This is a genomic window from Chryseobacterium sp. X308 (assembly GCF_020733145.1).
In the GTDB taxonomy this organism is placed as follows: domain Bacteria; phylum Bacteroidota; class Bacteroidia; order Flavobacteriales; family Weeksellaceae; genus Chryseobacterium; species Chryseobacterium cupriresistens.
The window spans coordinates 173,376-191,300 of sequence record NZ_JAJFZH010000001.1; the positions used below are offsets into that span (position 1 = coordinate 173,376).

Here is a 17,925-nt window from a genome sequence, read left to right on the forward strand (position 1 = left end):
GAGGCTTTTTATATGTTGATTGGTAACTATTAGATAGTCTGTTCCTGCAATTGAGGTCCTGAAGCTACTAATTTTTTACCTTCTTCAGTATCACAGTACTGCTCAAAGTTCTTGATATATCTTGAAGCAAGATCTTTTGCTTTTTCTTCCCATTCTGAAGCGTTCTCATAAGTATCTCTAGGATCTAGAATACCTGTAGAAACGTTTGGCAATTCAGTAGGAATTTCAAGGTTCATGATCGGAACCTGAGTTTTAGGAGCATTATCAATAGAACCGTCAATGATGGCATCAATGATTGCTCTGGTATCTTTTAGAGAAATTCTCTTTCCGGTACCATTCCAACCTGTGTTTACCAGATAAGCTTTAGCTCCGTGCTCCTTCATTTTACCGATTAATGTTTTAGAATACATTGTTGGGTGCAATGTAAGGAATGCTTCACCAAATGCTGGAGAGAAAGATGGCTGAGGTTCAGTAATTCCCCTTTCAGTTCCTGCTAATTTTGATGTATAACCGCAAAGGAAGTGGTATTGAGCCTGATCTTCATTCAGGATAGAAACCGGAGGAAGTACTCCGAATGCATCTGCTGAAAGATAAACGATCTTTTTGGCATGACCTGCTTTGGAAGGCAATACAATTTTGTTGATATGATAGATTGGATAAGAAACTCTTGTGTTCTCAGTGATAGATCCGTCTGTATAATCCGCTACTCCATTGTTAACAACAACGTTTTCAAGAAGTGCATCTCTCTTGATGGCAGCAAAGATATCCGGTTCTTTTTCTGCAGATAAGTCGATAACTTTAGCGTAGCATCCGCCTTCATAGTTGAATACTCCGTTATTATCCCATCCGTGCTCATCGTCACCGATAAGGTATCTTTTAGGATCTGCTGATAAAGTTGTTTTACCAGTTCCTGAAAGACCAAAGAATAAAGCTACATCACCTTTTTCTCCTACGTTTGCAGAACAGTGCATTGAAGCCATCCCTTTTAATGGAAGATAGTAGTTCATCATAGCGAACATCCCTTTCTTCATCTCACCTCCATACCATGTACCTCCGATGATCTGTAGTTTTTCAGTAAGGTTGAACATGATGAAGTTCTCAGAATTTAATCCCTGAGCTTCCCAGTTCGGGTTGGTAGTTTTTGATCCGTTGATAACTGTGAAATCCGGCTCGCCAAAGTTTTCAAGCTCATAGTGAGAAGGACGAATGAACATATTAGTAACAAAATGTGCCTGCCAAGCCACTTCAACGATAAATCTTACTTTAAGTCTCGTATCCGCATTCGTTCCGCAGAATGTATCTACTACATAAATCTTTTTAGATCCGGCAAGCTGGTTCAGCACTAGTTCTTTACAAGACCCGAAAATTTCTGCTGTTGTAGGTAAGTTTACTTTACCATCCCAGAAAATTGTATCTCTTGTAACATCATCCTGAACAATATATCTGTCTTTAGGTGAACGACCTGTGAAAATTCCTGTTTTTACTGATACTGCGCCTGATTCTGTAAGCTCAGCTTTCTCAAACCCCTGATTTTCAGGAGAAACTTCAGCCTGATATAATTCTTCATAAGAAGGATTATACACTACTTCATAGTTTCCTTTAATCCCTAATTTCTCTAAATCCTGGATGATTTTAGTGTTTTTCATTTTACTTATATTTTCTATTTCTTTATTGCTTTCAACAAAAATAATATTAATTATTTGTTAAAGGTGGTTTAAATATACTGATATAAGTCAGAATGGCAAATAAAAAAACAGGATTGTAATATATTGATTATAAACCAATTATATTTTCCCATTCAAAAACAGTTGTAAAACCTTTCTCCCAAAAATAGTTCTTATAGTCCCCAAATTTGGCACTCATCACAAAATCTCCACCCCATGCGCCTAAACTTTTGACAAATGAAGGGCAATCTGAGAAAAATTTTTCTTTAACTGTGAGTATTTCAAGAAAATCGGCAATTTTTCGTTCATGAATCATCATTAATTCAGAAAATTTTTCCAATTCACTGCATACCATTATTTTCTTTGTGATATCCGAAAATTCATCAACCAGTTCCGGGGACTTCTTTTTTGATTTGTAAAAATTGATTCCTTCTCTACTATCCTGCTTCTGATTTAAATGAATAAAAATCAGTTCATTTTTAAAGGACGGATTAAAATCTACTTTCTCATATTTTATCTCAGGCTTGCTTTGGAAAAGGATTGCAGATTTTTCTTTGGCTACAGCGATATCGTATCCACTGCCACCTAAACTAATTGTATTAAGATGAAAAGGATCAATATCTGCCCACTCTGCCAGGTTATTCATCAGGGTGGAACTGCTCCCAAGCCCATAATCCGCAGGAAACTGAAGGTTTGTTTTTAAATAATAAGTAAGGTTTGTTTTGAATTTACTGTCAGAAAGCAGCTGAACATTTTGTAATGTTTTGGTAATAAATTCAGCGCTTGACGGAATATTGGTTTCTAAGATCTGCCAGTTTTTATAATCAATGACAGCTTTTAACCATAATGTATTCTGATGATAGGCTTCCCAAAGAATAAGAGATTTTCCATCTTCTTTTTCTTCAAAGAAAAACTCTTGTCCCAGTCTGGTAGGTACCGCTAAGACAAGAGCTCCATCGATTGCGAAATATTCTGAAGTAAGCATAAGCTTGCCCGGTGAAAAAATCGCGCTCATATTTTTTTATTTAGATTGCAGAAGTTGCTTCTACAGATCCGTCAATTTTTTTGATCAATCCCTGAAGGGTTTTTCCTGGTCCTACTTCCACAAAGTTAGAGGCACCATCTTTAATCATATTCTGAACAGACTGAGTCCATTTTACAGGACCGGTAAGCTGAGCGATCAGGTTTTGTTTGATCTCATCAGGATTGGTTACCGCTGTTGTCGTGATATTCTGATATACAGGAATTGTTGCTTTTCTGAATTTTGTCTTTTCGATAGCTGCTGCCAGTCTTTCCTGTGCAGGCTGCATCAATGGTGAGTGGAAAGCTCCGTTTACCGGTAACAGCAATGCTCTTTTAGCACCTGCTTCTTTCAGCTTTATACAAGCTTCTTCTACTGCAGGTGTTTCCCCTGAAATAACCAATTGTCCCGGACAGTTATAGTTGGCAGGAACAACAACCCCGCTAATCTGTGCACAGATTTCTTCAACCTTGGCATCGTCTAATCCTAAGATTGCAGCCATAGAACTTGGATTGGCGTCACAAGCTTCCTGCATCGCTTTCGCTCTTTCAGAAACTAATTTCAAACCGTCATCAAAGGATAAAACTCCGTTGGCAACCAAAGCTGAAAACTCTCCCAAAGAGTGTCCTGCTACCATTTCAGCACCAAGACCATTTACGGCTTTTAATGCTGCTACTGAATGTATAAATATTGAAGGCTGGGTAACCTCTGTTTTCTTAAGATCCGCATCCGTACCGTTAAACATAATGGAAAGAATGTCGAAACCTAAAATTTCATTGGCAGATTCCATCAGATCTTTAATATCTTTTCTAGAATCATACAATTCTTTTCCCATTCCTACGAACTGAGAACCCTGCCCTGGAAATACAAGTGCTTTCATGTATTGAATTAAATATTATGCAAATATAACTATAATGTTAACAATATTCGTTTTAAGTGCTATAAATCATTTATGGTACTAACCTGATTACTCTGTAACCTGTATTTACATAAGCACCGTTAGCTTTAGATTTTACAAACTCAAATTTGGTCGCAAGCTGAGTCTGAACTTTATTCATTTGTTTAAAGATCTCTCCTTTTTTATTCTCTCTGGTTAACATGTCATTTACCACATCAAAACCTACAATAGCATATTTTGGTGGAGTTTTGCAGTATTTGCTTTTATAAGCAGCCAGAATTTCTTTCTCAAAGCTTCCGTCTGTATTGATCTTTCTATCCATCAGATATACAAGACTTGCCTGGCTCAGCTCATCCACTTTCTTCTCGAAAACAGGAGAATAGAACATACTGAAGGCTTTTATTCCCTGAACTTCTTTAGACATCGCAATTATTCTGTTGGCAAAAGCATCTCCTGCAGTATTATCATCATTTGCTAAAATGGCAATAACCGGTGCAGACTGTCCTGTCATCATATTCTGGTCCGGCTGAATATCTGCCGACGAATTAACAATAATGATATTAGGATTTTTTACAGCTTTTTCAAGTCCGCCTTTAATATAGTTGGCATCTTCTTTTTTAGCATCTGCCACTATATATATTTTCTGATCTGAATACACTGCTTTTACTTCTTCTACAATCTTATCAGCATAGGTCTGATTGTTGGTTTCTACAATAATAAGGTTACTGTAGTTATAGAGTTCCGGAGAGTTGGCAAATGGTGCTACAATCGGGATTTTCTGATTTTTGGTAAAATCAAGAACATCTATTACATTAGATTTGAAGAAAGGTCCGATAATAAGATCTGTATTATCAGGGTTGATCTGCGTCAAAGAGTTTTTGAACGAAGCTTCATTCCCTGAGTCTACTACTTTAATATCCAGTTTTTGTCCTCCTCTTGCATTTCTTTCAATAGCGAGTTTAGCTCCTGTCAAAAAGTCAAGTGCCATTCCTCTGTACTGGGTTTCATTGGTGCTGTACCCGAAAGGAAGCATCAAAATAACACTTAAAGCATCACCATTCTTCTTTATGTATGCAGCATCCTGCTTTTTGATTTTTAAAACCATTCCGGTTTTCAAACCATGTGAAAGATCCGGGTTAAGAGCAATAAGCTCATCAATAGAAACACCGAATTTATTAACAATAGAGAACACTGTATCTCCCTGCTGAACTGTGTAGGTAACATAATCATCACCTGCAGCAACAGTGGAAGCAGCGGTTGATTTTTCGTTGCCTGAATCCATTTTTGCTTTTGGATTTGAAGTTTCAGCAACAGTATCAGTATTATTGTTATTGGATCTTTTTATTGTTATGGTATCACCAGGTTTCAGTCCTTTTTCTTCCAATCCCGGATTTAAAGCATAAAGGTCCTGCTGGCTGATGCCAAACTGTTTTGTAATTCTGTAATAATTATCTTTTGCCTGAATCACATAAGATTCTCCTTCTGCAGCAGCAGTGGTAGCAGATGTAGCAGCAGTTGCTGTTACTTTTTCTACAGGAGCTTCAACGTGCTTTTCTGCTGTTACAGCCTGTTGCTCGCCACCATATTTTTTAATACTGGCAAGAGGTAATGTGATTTCGTCTCCGATTTTCATGTGAGAATCCAGTTCAGGATTCAGTTTTCTTAAATCAGTTTCGGAAATTCTGTATTGTTTTGTAATACCATAGATTGTTTGCTTTGGCAGTAAAACAATTTTACCCAGAGAAGAAGCACCTGTATTTGAAGTTACTTTTTGTGCCGGAGCTGTTTTTGTTAAAGCCGGAGTGGCTGCTTTTTCTGATTTTATCGTTAAAACATCTCCGATCGCCAGTTTGCCATCTTTATGTTTTGGGTTTAGCTTCAGCAATTCATCTACAGTCATTCCATACTTTTTGGCAATGTTGTAAGGATTGTCACCTTGCACAACCGTATGTGATTTCTGGGCTGAAACTCCCAAAACCATACATAAACTGGATAGAATAAAAAACCTCTTTATCATATTCGATAATTATAATTTACAAAAATACTTCTTTAAAATTAAATGGCAACAATTATTAATTTTGAATCTTGAACCACCATTTCTTCCAAACAATTTTCAAGCCACGAATAGCCATAATCCGAAAAGAATACACTAAAGTTATATACCCTCTCCTGCCATGTTTTTGCGGGATGAACATCTAAAAACAGATTTTCAAGTCTTTCCAGCAATTCATTCTGTTTTATTTTTTCTGCATGAAGCAGTCGTTTTTTCATTCTTTTAAAAGATTTCAGCTGTCGTACTTCTTCTGCCTTCACCATATTACCGAAAGATCTCTCCGTAGTTTCCGCGGATGCTTTCAGTGCAGAAAAATTACTAATCAATACTTCTTCTTTTTCTTCGAGCAATCGTAGAACAGAGTTATCTTTTAAAATCTTCCGATTCGTAAGTACCGTAAAATTCTGGAAAAAATCTTCGATTTTAAGATCAAGCTTTTCTATTTTCCCTAAGGTTTTTTCTTTCAGGAAAAGCATAGAATTTCTTGGAATCAGGATAGGAAAAGGAATATTGATTTTTGAGAAATAATCTTTCAGTTCCAGCCAGTACATGATTTCGGCATTTCCACCGATATAAGCCAGATTGGGAAGTACGTTTTCCTGATAAACCGGACGCATTAATGCATTCGGACTGAATTTTTCAGGATGATTTTCCAGTTCAGCCAGAATCTCTTCTTCTGTAAACTGGATGGTCTTATCCACAATGATATACTTCTGACCATTAAATTCAATTCTGTCTCTGGTGTCAGAAAGATAGAAAAGGTTAATTTCACGAGGATTTACCTGAACCTTTCCATATTTCTCAGTAAGAAAATCTACTTTGTCTTTGGAAGTTTTCTGTAAACTGAAGTTCAGAAGCTCATCTTTAAAAATCGTTTTCATCTGATTCTTAAGTTCTACAGAATCTCCATCCAGAATCAAAAGTCCGAATTCTGAAAAAAGACGGTTGACAAGAATCTTAATGGCTTCCGTTAAGGTGTTTCCTGCTTTATAAGCTTCCTTCATCATTAAAATCAGCTCTGTTCCGAAAACAGAATCTTTAAATTCTTTTTCAAATTCAGAAATAAAATAGGTATCACTGATTTCAATTCGTCCTACCGGGCCGCCGGATTTCCCGTTGGTTTCGTAATAGTTATTTTCAGTTTTAAAATGGTTGATCTCTGCAAAATCATGATCCTCCGAAGCCATCCAATATACCGGAACAAAATTAAAATCGGGAAAATTGTCTTTCAGATAGGTGCAGGTCTTTATCGTCTGAAGAATTTTATATACAAAAAAAACAGGTCCGGAAAACAGGTTCAGCTGATGTCCTGTTGTTATCGTAAATGTGTTAGGCAGTTTAAGATTCTCAAGATTTTCTCTCTGCTTTGAGGAAAGAGAAAGGTTTTCTAATTGTCCCTCAAACACATCAGCTAAAATGCTTCTTTTCTCTGATGCGAAAGAATCTTTCTTTAGATGAATCTGCTGACTGAAATGTTCTAAGGAAAATGTGTTATTTTCAAAACCCTCAATTTTCTGATGTAAAAAATCTTTTACCAGCTGAGGAATGCTTTCTATATCGTTAAATGATATTTTATTAATTGTTTTCAACCTGTACAGTTTTTAGTTGAACAAATACCACACAATTCCGATATTCAATCTGAAATCATACACCGGGTAATGTGGAAATGCATATGCTTTGTTGTTGGAGATCACCGTTCCTATCTGCTGTCCTTCTATGAAAAAGAACATTTTCTTCACCTTCATATTAATATAAACATCGGCGATGGGCTGTCCTCCAATTGAAAATGAATCTGCTCTTGGCAGAATGTATTCATTAAGAACCGGGAAATATTCTCTTGAAGCGAATTTAGAGAAATAATATACTTTAACCCCTGCCTGAATTTCTGCTGCTTTTTTAAAGGCCTGTGTCTGATAAAAGAAGTTGGCCCTACCGATAAAACCTGGTAAAGGAAGCAATTCTTTATTGGTTAAAGTATTCTGGAAATGCACTCTTGTATTCAGGTGGAATTTATTGAAGCTGAATGTGGCATCTCCTCCGATCTGAGAAATATTCACAGAATTATTACTTTGCTTCGGACTTCCGTTACTATCAAAATACGTATAGTTATCAATTCTGAAGTAATTGGCGAAAAGCTCTGTTTTGAACCATTTCAGATTGATGCTTCCTCCTACTTCCATTACAGACTGGTTCTTCGCATCTTCAAGATAATAATTGAAATTGTTATAAACGGAAGTATTTAATAAATAATTGAAAGAAGGATAGGCACTCTGGAAGTTTACTTTTGCATTAACGAAATAATCTTTGATTGGTTCAAACTTCAGATTATTGGTTGTTTTCAGATAACTTTTAAACTGGCTTCCGTTTGAAAATTCCAGGAATGAATTCAATTGAATTTTGTCCCAAAGTTTTACCTGCAGATTTCCTACAGCTCCGATTCTGTTTTCTTTCAGTTCACCAGGAAAAGAAACACCGTTCAATGCAACAACATCTCTTATGCCTAATTTAATCATCTGATAACGTACCCCAGCATCCAGCTTGAATTTTTCATTATTAAAGATCAGGCTTACAGTATTGCTGAAGTTTTCAGAATACTTTTTGGTTGTGAGTGGAAAACCATTCACCAATTCAGAAGGATCATCATACCAATATGGCTCTGCAGCAGTTTGATTGTAATAATATTTGTTCCCCTGATGAGAAATAATATGTCTTATACTGAAAGGGAATTTCCCGGAATTGAATGGCGTAAACTGATGACTCAGATAGTATCTTCTGTAAGAAAACTGTGAGCTTGAAGAGGCCAGATTTACCTGCGCATTTTGTCTGTTGCTATAATTACTGTCGCCACTCTGAAACAGATTATCTTCGGTAATCCCTCCACTCTCCTGATTATTTACATTCTGATGAAGATAATGGGCAAAAAGCTCATAATTTCCACTTTTCGAAACATAGTGACCTGAGAATAGCGTATTGTTGTTTGCTGATAACGAGTTTCTGTAAAGTCCCTGAGAACGAAGTCCCATATATTCAAGAGCAAAGTTGAATCTTTTTCCGATATTCTGAGTATAGGTAGACTTTAAAGCGGCCCCGTTTCGCATCGCATTATGATAAATGAATGATGCGGTAGGTGTTTTTACGTCGTAGTATTTCACATCATTGGCTCCAATGATCATGTAAGATTTATTGGAAGGAAGTAATGAAAGATTTTCTTCCGGATTTACTTCAAATACAAGAGGATTAAATCCTGCACCAATGTTGGCAGGCTGCACTCTCCCAAAATTATCTTTATTATTTTGCTGTGAAAAGATATAGGTTTTATCAAAAGTCATTACGGTATCAAAAACTTTCTTTTCAGAAAACTGAGTCTGATATTGGTAATCATTAATGGTAGGCTTAAAAATTTTCAGGGAATCTTTTTTCCCGGAATCTATCACAAGGGTATCTTCTTTTTTGGACTGAGGCTTTGTCTCTGCTTTATTCACGACCTGAGCCTTGGCTATAAAACCTAAAGAGAAGAGTATGAAAAGGATGTACTTCATTATTCATTATTGTACAGCAAAAATAAGAAATAAAAGGACATAAAAAACCCCTGCTTTGAGCAGGGGTTGTATATCAAATGATTATTGTATGATTAATAACCAGGGTTTTGCTGACAATTTGGATTGGCAGAAGTCTCTTGCACAGGTATAGGTAATGTATACTTATAACTATCATTTGGTAAGTTAAGAGATGGTAACGTGATAAAATCATCTTTAATGTTTCTATCCATTGTTACTCCTGCAACTGCAGCAAGTCTCTTTAAGTCAATATATCTGTGTCCTTCTAAAGCAAGTTCAATTCTACGCTCTTTCAAGATATCAGCGTAAGCAAATTGAGCATTAGTATACACAGGAGTTGTTGCAGTACCTAAATAGTTTCTTGCAACTCTCACCTGTTGAATAAGTGCTTGAGCGGAAGCTAAGTTACCTGCCGCTACTTCTGCTTCTGCTAAAATAAAGTACATTTCTGACAATCTGAATACCTTAAGGTCATTTCTCGTTGCTGTACTTGTTTTACCAGGATACTTATCAATAACTAATCTATCATTTCTAGAGTCAACATTCTGGTAGTTTGTCTGTATAATTGACGTTGGATCAATGTAATTATATCTTCTAACATCTCCTTTATCAGGTTGTCCGGCAGGAGTATAAATTAAATTGAATAAGTTTCTACCTAAGAACCACATTGGTACTCCACTTACTGTAGATTGGTTTGTATTCCATCTAGATCCAATCGTTGCACCAGCACCCAAAGGAAGTCTGTTCAAAGAGAAAATAATTTCTCCTCTTGACGAGTCATTCCATAGATTTCTGTATGGGTTGAAAGAAGACGCAGTTCCATAAAATTCACTTCTCCAAGTACTACCAGTACTTAAATCAATTGCAGGTGATGTAGTAGTTACAATAGGATTGGCTACAGTTAACTTAGAACCTGTTGCTGCATCCAAAATAGGAGAATTATTAATCACATCCTGAGCATATTGCTTTGCTAATGTAGTATTCCCTCTATATAAATTGAAACGAGCAGAAAGAGCGTTAACGAATCCTTTACCAACAGTATATCTTGCAGCTGCAGTATTAGAATATGTTAAAATACTTCTGGCATAATCTAAATCTGCATTAATAAGGTCGTAAACATCCTGATTCTTAGCTCTTGGTAATTTAGCATCAGTTGCCGGAACATCTTTTATAAGAATAACACCTAATCCGTTAGGGTCTTTCATATTAGGAGCAAAATAAGTTTCCAATTGAACATAGCAAAATGCTCTGATCGCTCTGGCCTGTGCAATGATACTGTTATATTGAGCAACTTCACCAGAACTAGGAGTGATATTTTTAGCTCCTTCCAATAATCTGTTAACTCTGTTAATTACTTTGTAATTGTTAAGCCAGATTCCATCACTTGAACCAGTACTTACTGATCCCCCTCCTACAATTTGAGTAGATGGATCAAGGAAAAATCTATGTAGTTCGTACTCCTGACCACCACTACCGCTTCCAGGCTTAACTTCATCTGTGAAAACTGCAGTAAAATATATTTCATCGATTGGATCAAACACAGCATATACCGATCCATTTAAAGCTTCGTTCAAATTTGATACATTAGTAAATACTTCTTCAGGCTTCAATTCCCCCGCCTGTTTAATATCTAGTGCATCCTGGCAACTATTTAAAGCAAATCCTGTTGCTGATAAAGTTGCTAAAATTAAAACTGTATTTATAATTCTTTTCATAATTCTTTTTTATTAAAAATCAACATTTAACCCAACTGAAACTGTTTTAGGGTTAGGATATACATTTAACGAGTACGTAGTAACCGGCTCAGGGTCAAATCCTTTCCAGCTGCTCCATGTATATAGGTTTTCAGCCTGAACAAACACTTTAATACCTTTAACAGGTAATTTTCCTAACTGATCTTTAGTAAATGAATATCCTAAAGAAACATTCTTAAGTCTTATGAAATCTGATTTATATAAGAATCTATCTGAAGAACCATCTGTACCAGCGTTATCAGCAAATAAGTTAGGTACATCAGATCCAGTATTTTCCGGAGTCCAAGCATTTAATAAATTAGCAGATACGTTAATGTTAGCAGCTGCATAATCAGGATTCATTACCCAAGAGTATAAATTGTCATAAATATATCCTCCTTGTTGGTATGAGAATAATGTATCAAGGAACCATCCTTTGTATTGGAAGTTAAATCCAAAACCTCCTGTAAATTTAGCATATGGAGATTTCCCTGTCAATCTTCTGTCTGAAGGTTGTGGGTTCTCTGTAATATTTCCATTGATATCAAGGAATTGCATATTTCCATTTGCCGCGTTTACTCCTACGTATGGATATAGCTGATACTGGCTAGCAGGACCTCCAATAGCATTAACAACATCTCCTGACAAATCTTCATTACTCATAGAAACGATTTTGTTAGAGTTGTAAGCTCCGTTAACAAAGATAGATAGTTTTGTGTTCTCTGTTCTTATAGCATTAACCCTGATTAGACCTTCAACCCCTTTGTTATCAAGGATTCCGTCATTCCCTCTAATACCGTAAGTACCTGTAACAGCTGATCTCTGCAACGTATTGAACATTCTTGTTGTTCTTTTTTGATAGTAGTCAAAGCTACCTTCTACAAGACCTTTATAGTTGAAATCAACCCCAACATTTGTTTGTTTTACCTGCTCCCATTTCAAATAAGGGTTAGATAAATTCACAAAATTATATCCCAATAAGTTTTGATATCCAGAGATTCCTGAATATAAATCAAGGAAGTTATTCGGAAGTAATGCTAAAGGGTTTTGGTTATTAGCTGCAACTCCTAAATTCTGGTTACCTGTAGTACCAATAGAAGCTCTTAATTTAAGCAATCTGAATCCAGACTCAGCCATGAAATCTTCTTTGTCAATATTCCATCTTACGGCTGCTGACCAGAAAGTTTCCCATCTGTTAGTAGGTAAGAAACGGTATGATCCATCTCTTCTGATAACTCCACTTACTCCATATTTATCTTTATAATCATAGTCTACAGTACCGAAGTAAGCCAAAGTACCCGCAGTTACTTTTGAAGCTCCTACAGTAGGTCTGTAAATATTCGGTGTATCAGGATTAAATGGAATATATCCTGTTCCAGCACCAAACTGCCATTGTAATGGGTTTAATCCATTTTGAGTTTGTGTATTTGTATTTACATGAGCTTTAATATAATCCATGTAAGCAGCAACTGAAATAGTATGGTCACCGAATGTTTTATTGAAAGTAATGTTTGTGATACTGTTAAATGTCAGATCCTGAGTTGTTGTAAAACTTTCTGATCCTCCATACTTAGCACCAGCTCCCGCTGCTACAGCTGTAGATAAATACCCCTGAGCACCTCTTGCAAAGATTCTTTCGTATTCTTTATATTCTATACCAGTTCTGTTACCTACACTTAGGTAATCAGTAATCTTATAATTTACATTTGCATTAGCAGAAATACTTAATTCAGTAAATCTGTTTCTAACTCCTCCATTAATATTATCCTGAAGGATCCAAGCTCTGTTTCCTGCACTGTTTTGTCCAATAGCATTGAATAGTTCTACTCCATTAGAATATGGATTAGGAGCCACATAAGAAGGAGAAAGTACGCTACCAAATAATGCATTCTGGATTACATTGGAGCTGATTCCTGTATTTTCTTCATCATCTAGCTGATTTCTTTTGGAATATCCTAAACCTAGAATTGTACCGAAAGTTAATCTGCCATCTTTAGACTTACCACTTAAGTTGTTTCTTAATGTAAATCTCTTGAAATCGGTAGATTTTACAGTACCTTCACTGTCTAAATAACCTAAAGATAAGAAGTTGTTTATATTTTCTCCACCTCCTGTAATCGCTAAATTATGTTGCTGAGAAATACCTACACGAGTAAATTGCTTTCTCCAGTCAGTATCTATTGCCCAGTTATCAATATCTTCCTGAGATAGGCCTTGATCTGCCGCAAAACCACCTCCGTAAATTTTTTGTATCTGTAACTGCTGTTTAGCACTAGACATATTATAGTCAGGCTTAGGTATCATTGAGAAAGAAGTCAGGGCATCATAAGAAATCTTCAGTCCTGAATTAAATTTCCCTCCTTTTGTTGTAATTACAACAACTCCGTTTGCAGCTCTGTTACCGTAAATTGCTGTAGCTTGTGCATCTTTCAGAATACTGAATGTCTCAATATCATAAGAGTTTAAGTTTCTGAACTGTGAACCTGAAGTGATAACACCATCTACTACGTATAATGGATCTCTTGAACCATTCAAAGAACTCATACCTCTAATCAAGATATTGAATTTACCAGAACCAGGAGAACCAGATCCAGAGTTAATCACAATACCTGGTGCTGTTCCCTGAATTGAATTCAGAACAGAAATGTTAGGTCTGTTTTCTAAGGTTTCAGCACCTACAGTTACTGAAGAAGTTGTAGATTTTGCTTTTGTAGCGGTCTTACTATATCCTAAGACAACTACTTCCTCAATTTTTGTCTCCTTGTCTTTTTTATCCTTGGAGTCTTTTTCCTGAGCAAATACAGCCTGTCCTGTAAAAAACAAAACACCAGCCGTTAATACACGTAATTTAACATTCATATTAACAAATTTTAATATATTTTAGGAGCAAATATGTTAATAAATATTAACACTAGCAAATTTTTCAGATTCACAAATCATAGATATATTCATGATAAGTCAATCTAAACCCACCACATACATTATAATTCACAATATTAGCTGTAAAAAATTATTACATTTTAAATTAGAAACTAAATTATTTACTTTTTAACACTTTAAAATCAACAGAAAAATAATTATTTATAATGAATCTAAATTAAAACAATACTAATATTCAAGCTTATAGGTATTTTTTTAATTAACGACATCATTAATTTCAATCTTTTTCAACACAACCACTTTCTCTGATTAAAAAGACAAAAAAGCACTGGTTTCTTTTAAAAAGTAATATATTTATAACTTAAAAAAAAATTAAACATGAAAAAAATAGTTTTAACAGCAATAGCCATATTTAGCTTCAGTTTTAGCTTTGCACAAAATACACTATCAGTAAACGGCGCTACAGGAGCACAAGCCGTATTTGATGGCATCAACTCGACTACAGGTAAAACATTTAAATATGATGAGATTTCAGGGGATTCACCATATATTGGTAAAGAATTTTCTGATGCAAAGATTGCTGTTAATTATGAACAGCTTCCCGTACGTTATAACAGTTACACTGATGAAATCGAATTTAAGAAAAACGGACAAGTTCAGGTTCTTCCAAAAACCACTGATTTTTCAAGAATTGAAGTTCTGTCTCCTAAGCAAGTATTAGTTTTAGTTGACACATCAGATGATCTCAACGGCTATTTTTTTGAATTGGCCAACGGAAAAAACACTCTGTACAAAAAAGTCAAAACTAAATTTACAGATGTTGTACCAGCGCCAAATTCTTATGCTAGTGAAAGACCAGCTAATTTCAGGAAATTACCTCCTGTATATTACATCAAAACACAAAACGGCTTTATCAAAAAACCTAAAAACCCAAAGGATATTATCAACCAATTTCCAGATAAAAAAGACAGCTTAGCCAGTTTCTTTAAATCCAATAAAATAAAGTTTGATAAGGATGAAGATTTAATAAAGCTTGTGACTTTTCTGAACCAGAATTAGATTATTTATAACTATTATATTAGTAAAAAGCAGGCATCTGAGATGCCTGCTTTCTTTATCTTAAATTATTTATTATTTCAGTTTTTTCTTAACCGCTACTTCTTCGTAAACTTCAAGAATATCTCCGATTTCAATATCATTATAACCTTTAAGGTTCAGACCACATTCGTAACCTTTTGTTACTTCCTTCACATCATCTTTGAAACGTTTCAAACTTTCAAGTTCACCGTCAAATTTAACAATACCGTCTCTTAGCAAACGTACTTTTGACTGTCTTGTTACTTTTCCGGTAAGAACCATACAACCTGCAATTGTTCCTACTTTAGAAATCTTGAATACTTCACGGATTTCAACATTACCAATCACCTGTTCCTGAATTTCCGGAGAAAGCATTCCCTCCATCGCTTCTTTTACTTCATCGATTGCTTTATAGATTACAGAGTAAGTTCTGATCTCAATTTCCTCACGATCGGCAAGTTCTTTTGCATTGGCACCTGCTCTTACATTGAATCCAATGATAATGGCATCTGATGCTGCGGCTAAGTTGATATCAGATTCAGTGATCTGTCCAACACCGGAGTGAAGAATCTTCACACTGATTTCTTCTGTTGATAATCTTTGTAACTGATCAGAAAGAGCTTCTACAGAACCATCCACGTCTCCTTTCAGGATAATGTTCAATTCTTTGAATTCTCCTAAAGCAATACGTCTACCCAATTCTTCAAGCGTTGTATGCTTCTTGGTTCTGATCGATAATTCCCTCTGCAGCTGTTCTCTCTTATTGGCAATAGCTTTACCTTCACTTTCATCAGCATATACACGGAATTTATCACCTGCAGTAGGCGCTCCGTCCAAACCTAAGATTGTTGCAGGAATTGATGGCCCTGCTTCTTTTAGATTTTTACCTCTTTCATCAAGCAAAGCTTTTACTTTACCGTGATTTTTACCTGCTACTACATAATCACCGACTCTTAAAGTTCCGGTCTGTACCAACATTGTTGCTACATAACCTCTACCTTTATCTAAAGATGCCTCAATAACAACTCCGTTTGCTGCACGGTCAGGATTTGCTTTCAACTCAAGCATTTCAGCCTGTAGTAAAACTTTTTCCAACAATACATCTACGTTATTACCGAATTTAGCTGAGATCTCCTGTGCCTGAACATTCCCACCCCATTCTTCTACTAAAACCGGTGGATTTAATCCTGATAACTGCTGACGGATGTTGTCCGGGTTTGCATTCGGCTTATCTACTTTGTTGATAGCAATAATCATTGGTACTCCTGCAGCCTGTGCGTGAGCAATTGCTTCTTTTGTTTGTGGCATTACATCATCATCGGCAGCAATTACGATAATTGCAATATCCGTGATCTGTGCCCCTCTTGCTCTCATCGCTGTAAAGGCTTCGTGACCTGGTGTATCTAAGAATGTAATTCTCTGACCATTTTCCAGTTTCACATTATAAGCACCGATATGCTGAGTAATACCTCCTGATTCACCAGCAATTACGTTGGTTTTTCTGATGTAATCCAATAATGAAGTTTTACCGTGGTCAACGTGTCCCATTACAGTAACTACAGGAGCTCTCTGCAATAAGCTTTCTTCAGTATCCACTTCATCTTCGGCATCTGTATCTTCAAGATCAGCATCTGAGAATTCGATTTTATAACCGAATTCATCTGCTACTAATAATAAGGTATCCGCTTCAAGTCTCTGGTTCATGGTAACCATTACCCCTAATGAGAAACAAGCAGAGATTACTTCAGTTGGAGAAACATTCATCAAACTTGCCAATTCACCTACTGTGATGAATTCTGTTACTTTAAGAGTTCTGTCTTGTGCTTCAAGCTCCTGCTGGCGCTCATCCTGCTCTCTACGGAAAGTTCTTTTGTCCTTTCTGTGTTTTGCAGATTTAGATTTCCCTCCTTTATTAGTAAGTTTTTCTAATGTTTCTTTGATCTGGTTTTTAACCTGTTCGTCAGTTAATTCAACTGGCATAACTCTTTGCCCTGGTCTGTTGTTCTGACCTCCTTTTTTGAAGCCACCACCTTGACCCTGACGGTTTCCACCACCCTGGTTATTTCCAAAACGGTTTCCACCCTGGCCACCCTGACCTTGAGGACGGTTTCCTTGTCCTCCCTGACCCTGACGGTTTCCGCCTTGTCCACCGTTATTATTCTGACGGTTTCCCTGGCCCTGACCACCTTGGTTATTATTTCCTGAGTTTTGATTATTCCCCTGACCTTGTTGGTTATTCTGACCAGGTTTTTCAATTCTCTTTCTTTTCTTTTTTGCTCCGGCACCCGGCTTCGGCGCAAACTGAGTCAAGTCAATCTTTTCCCCAACGATTTTAGGACCGTCAAGTTTTTGATATACTGTCTCAATTTTCTGTGGTTCCTGAGATTCAGGCTCAGCCTCTGCTTTTGGAGTTTCCACTTTTTTCTCCTCTGCAACCACTGGTTTTGGAGTTTCTTTTACTGGTTCCACAGGTTTAACTTCTTCTTTTTTCTCCTCCATTTTTGGTTTGTCTTTTTTCACAGGTCTGTTTCTAGATTCTATTTGAGACAAATCAATTTTATCCAAAACTTTAAATTCCTGCTTTTCAGGCGCTGCTTTAACTTCCGGTTGTTCTTCTTTCACGATTTCTTCTTTCTTTTCTTCAACCGGTGTCGCAACAGGAGCCACAGGAACTGCAGGAGCTGCAGGAGCCTCTTCAGCTTCAGGCTTCTTAGGTTCCAAATCTATTTTACCTAAAATTCTAGTTTCTGGTTTATTTGCTTTAGCTCTTATCACTTCAGGGGTTTTCTTTTCTTCAATTTCCAGTTTTTCTTCCGGAACTTTAGTGATCACCACCTCATGGGAAGCCTTTCTTTGTTCGCCGTCTTTAGCAAACTCAGCCTCCAATGCAGAATATGCCGCTTCTTCCAATTGAGCGTTAGGATTGCTTTCAACCTCGAAACCCCTTGACTGTAAAAACTCTACTAATCTGGACATCGAAATGTTGAATTCCTTAACCGCTTTATTTAATCTAATTTTTGGCATTTATATTATTTACTGTTT

10 protein-coding genes are annotated in these 17,925 nt (G+C 36.3%); 1 reads left to right on the forward strand and 9 read right to left on the reverse strand.

The genetic code is table 11. From position 1 onward, the window contains the following. Window positions 1-29: 29 nt before the first annotated feature. From pckA to LIV57_RS00895, 8 genes are all read right to left on the reverse strand, one after another. Window positions 30-1,646 carry a phosphoenolpyruvate carboxykinase (ATP) gene (pckA, locus tag LIV57_RS00860; RefSeq protein WP_227941034.1) on the reverse strand — a complete coding sequence of 539 codons (1,617 nt, stop codon included), beginning with the start codon at window positions 1,644-1,646 and terminating at the stop codon, window positions 30-32. Window positions 1,647-1,773: 127 nt separating this feature from the next. After that, a complete protein-coding gene (locus LIV57_RS00865; RefSeq protein WP_227941037.1) occupies window positions 1,774-2,679 on the reverse strand; it encodes a GYDIA family GHMP kinase in 906 nt (301 codons plus the stop codon). A gap of 10 nt (window positions 2,680-2,689) precedes the next feature. Next, window positions 2,690-3,565: an ACP S-malonyltransferase gene (gene fabD, locus LIV57_RS00870; protein WP_137904380.1), complete on the reverse strand. Its 876-nt coding sequence runs from the start codon at window positions 3,563-3,565 to the stop codon at window positions 2,690-2,692. A 70-nt stretch (window positions 3,566-3,635) separates the two neighbouring features. Then, complete coding sequence (locus LIV57_RS00875) at window positions 3,636-5,600, reverse strand: LysM peptidoglycan-binding domain-containing protein (RefSeq protein ID WP_227941039.1); 1,965 nt, start codon at window positions 5,598-5,600, stop codon at window positions 3,636-3,638. A gap of 38 nt (window positions 5,601-5,638) precedes the next feature. Then, window positions 5,639-7,225, reverse strand: coding sequence for a bacillithiol biosynthesis cysteine-adding enzyme BshC (bshC, locus tag LIV57_RS00880; protein WP_227941041.1), 1,587 nt, complete (start codon window positions 7,223-7,225; stop codon window positions 5,639-5,641). 12 nt (window positions 7,226-7,237) lie between these two features. Beyond that, complete coding sequence (locus tag LIV57_RS00885; RefSeq protein ID WP_227941050.1) at window positions 7,238-9,175, reverse strand: putative porin; 1,938 nt, start codon at window positions 9,173-9,175, stop codon at window positions 7,238-7,240. 92 nt (window positions 9,176-9,267) lie between these two features. Next, the gene (locus LIV57_RS00890; protein WP_227941051.1) at window positions 9,268-10,908 is read right to left on the reverse strand and encodes a RagB/SusD family nutrient uptake outer membrane protein; all 1,641 of its coding nucleotides are present in this window, start codon (window positions 10,906-10,908) and stop codon (window positions 9,268-9,270) included. Window positions 10,909-10,920: 12 nt separating this feature from the next. Next, window positions 10,921-13,785: a SusC/RagA family TonB-linked outer membrane protein gene (locus tag LIV57_RS00895; protein ID WP_110008477.1), complete on the reverse strand. Its 2,865-nt coding sequence runs from the start codon at window positions 13,783-13,785 to the stop codon at window positions 10,921-10,923. A 399-nt stretch (window positions 13,786-14,184) separates the two neighbouring features. Between LIV57_RS00895 and LIV57_RS00900 the strand changes: the two genes are divergently transcribed. After that, on the forward strand, window positions 14,185-14,865 hold the full coding sequence (locus tag LIV57_RS00900) for a hypothetical protein (protein WP_227941052.1): 681 nt from the start codon (window positions 14,185-14,187) through the stop codon (window positions 14,863-14,865). Between the two features lie 72 nt (window positions 14,866-14,937). Here LIV57_RS00900 and infB read toward each other — a convergent pair whose 3' ends face one another. Continuing rightward, window positions 14,938-17,907 (reverse strand): translation initiation factor IF-2, encoded by a 2,970-nt coding sequence (gene infB / locus LIV57_RS00905; protein WP_227941053.1) that lies wholly within the window; start codon window positions 17,905-17,907, stop codon window positions 14,938-14,940. Window positions 17,908-17,925: the final 18 nt, after the last annotated feature.

Bases quoted from the DNA above. Each gene is read 5' to 3' on its own strand.
- fabD (WP_137904380.1), bottom strand. From the start codon at position 3,565: ATGAAAGCACTTGTATTTCCAGGGCAGGGTTCTCAGTTCGTAGGAATG.
- infB (WP_227941053.1), bottom strand. From the start codon at position 17,907: ATGCCAAAAATTAGATTAAATAAAGCGGTTAAGGAATTCAACATTTCG.
- pckA (WP_227941034.1), bottom strand. From the start codon at position 1,646: ATGAAAAACACTAAAATCATCCAGGATTTAGAGAAATTAGGGATTAAA.
- LIV57_RS00865 (WP_227941037.1), bottom strand. From the start codon at position 2,679: ATGAGCGCGATTTTTTCACCGGGCAAGCTTATGCTTACTTCAGAATAT.
- LIV57_RS00885 (WP_227941050.1), bottom strand. From the start codon at position 9,175: ATGAAGTACATCCTTTTCATACTCTTCTCTTTAGGTTTTATAGCCAAG.
- LIV57_RS00875 (WP_227941039.1), bottom strand. From the start codon at position 5,600: ATGATAAAGAGGTTTTTTATTCTATCCAGTTTATGTATGGTTTTGGGA.
- LIV57_RS00900 (WP_227941052.1), top strand. From the start codon at position 14,185: ATGAAAAAAATAGTTTTAACAGCAATAGCCATATTTAGCTTCAGTTTT.
- LIV57_RS00895 (WP_110008477.1), bottom strand. From the start codon at position 13,785: ATGAATGTTAAATTACGTGTATTAACGGCTGGTGTTTTGTTTTTTACA.
- LIV57_RS00890 (WP_227941051.1), bottom strand. From the start codon at position 10,908: ATGAAAAGAATTATAAATACAGTTTTAATTTTAGCAACTTTATCAGCA.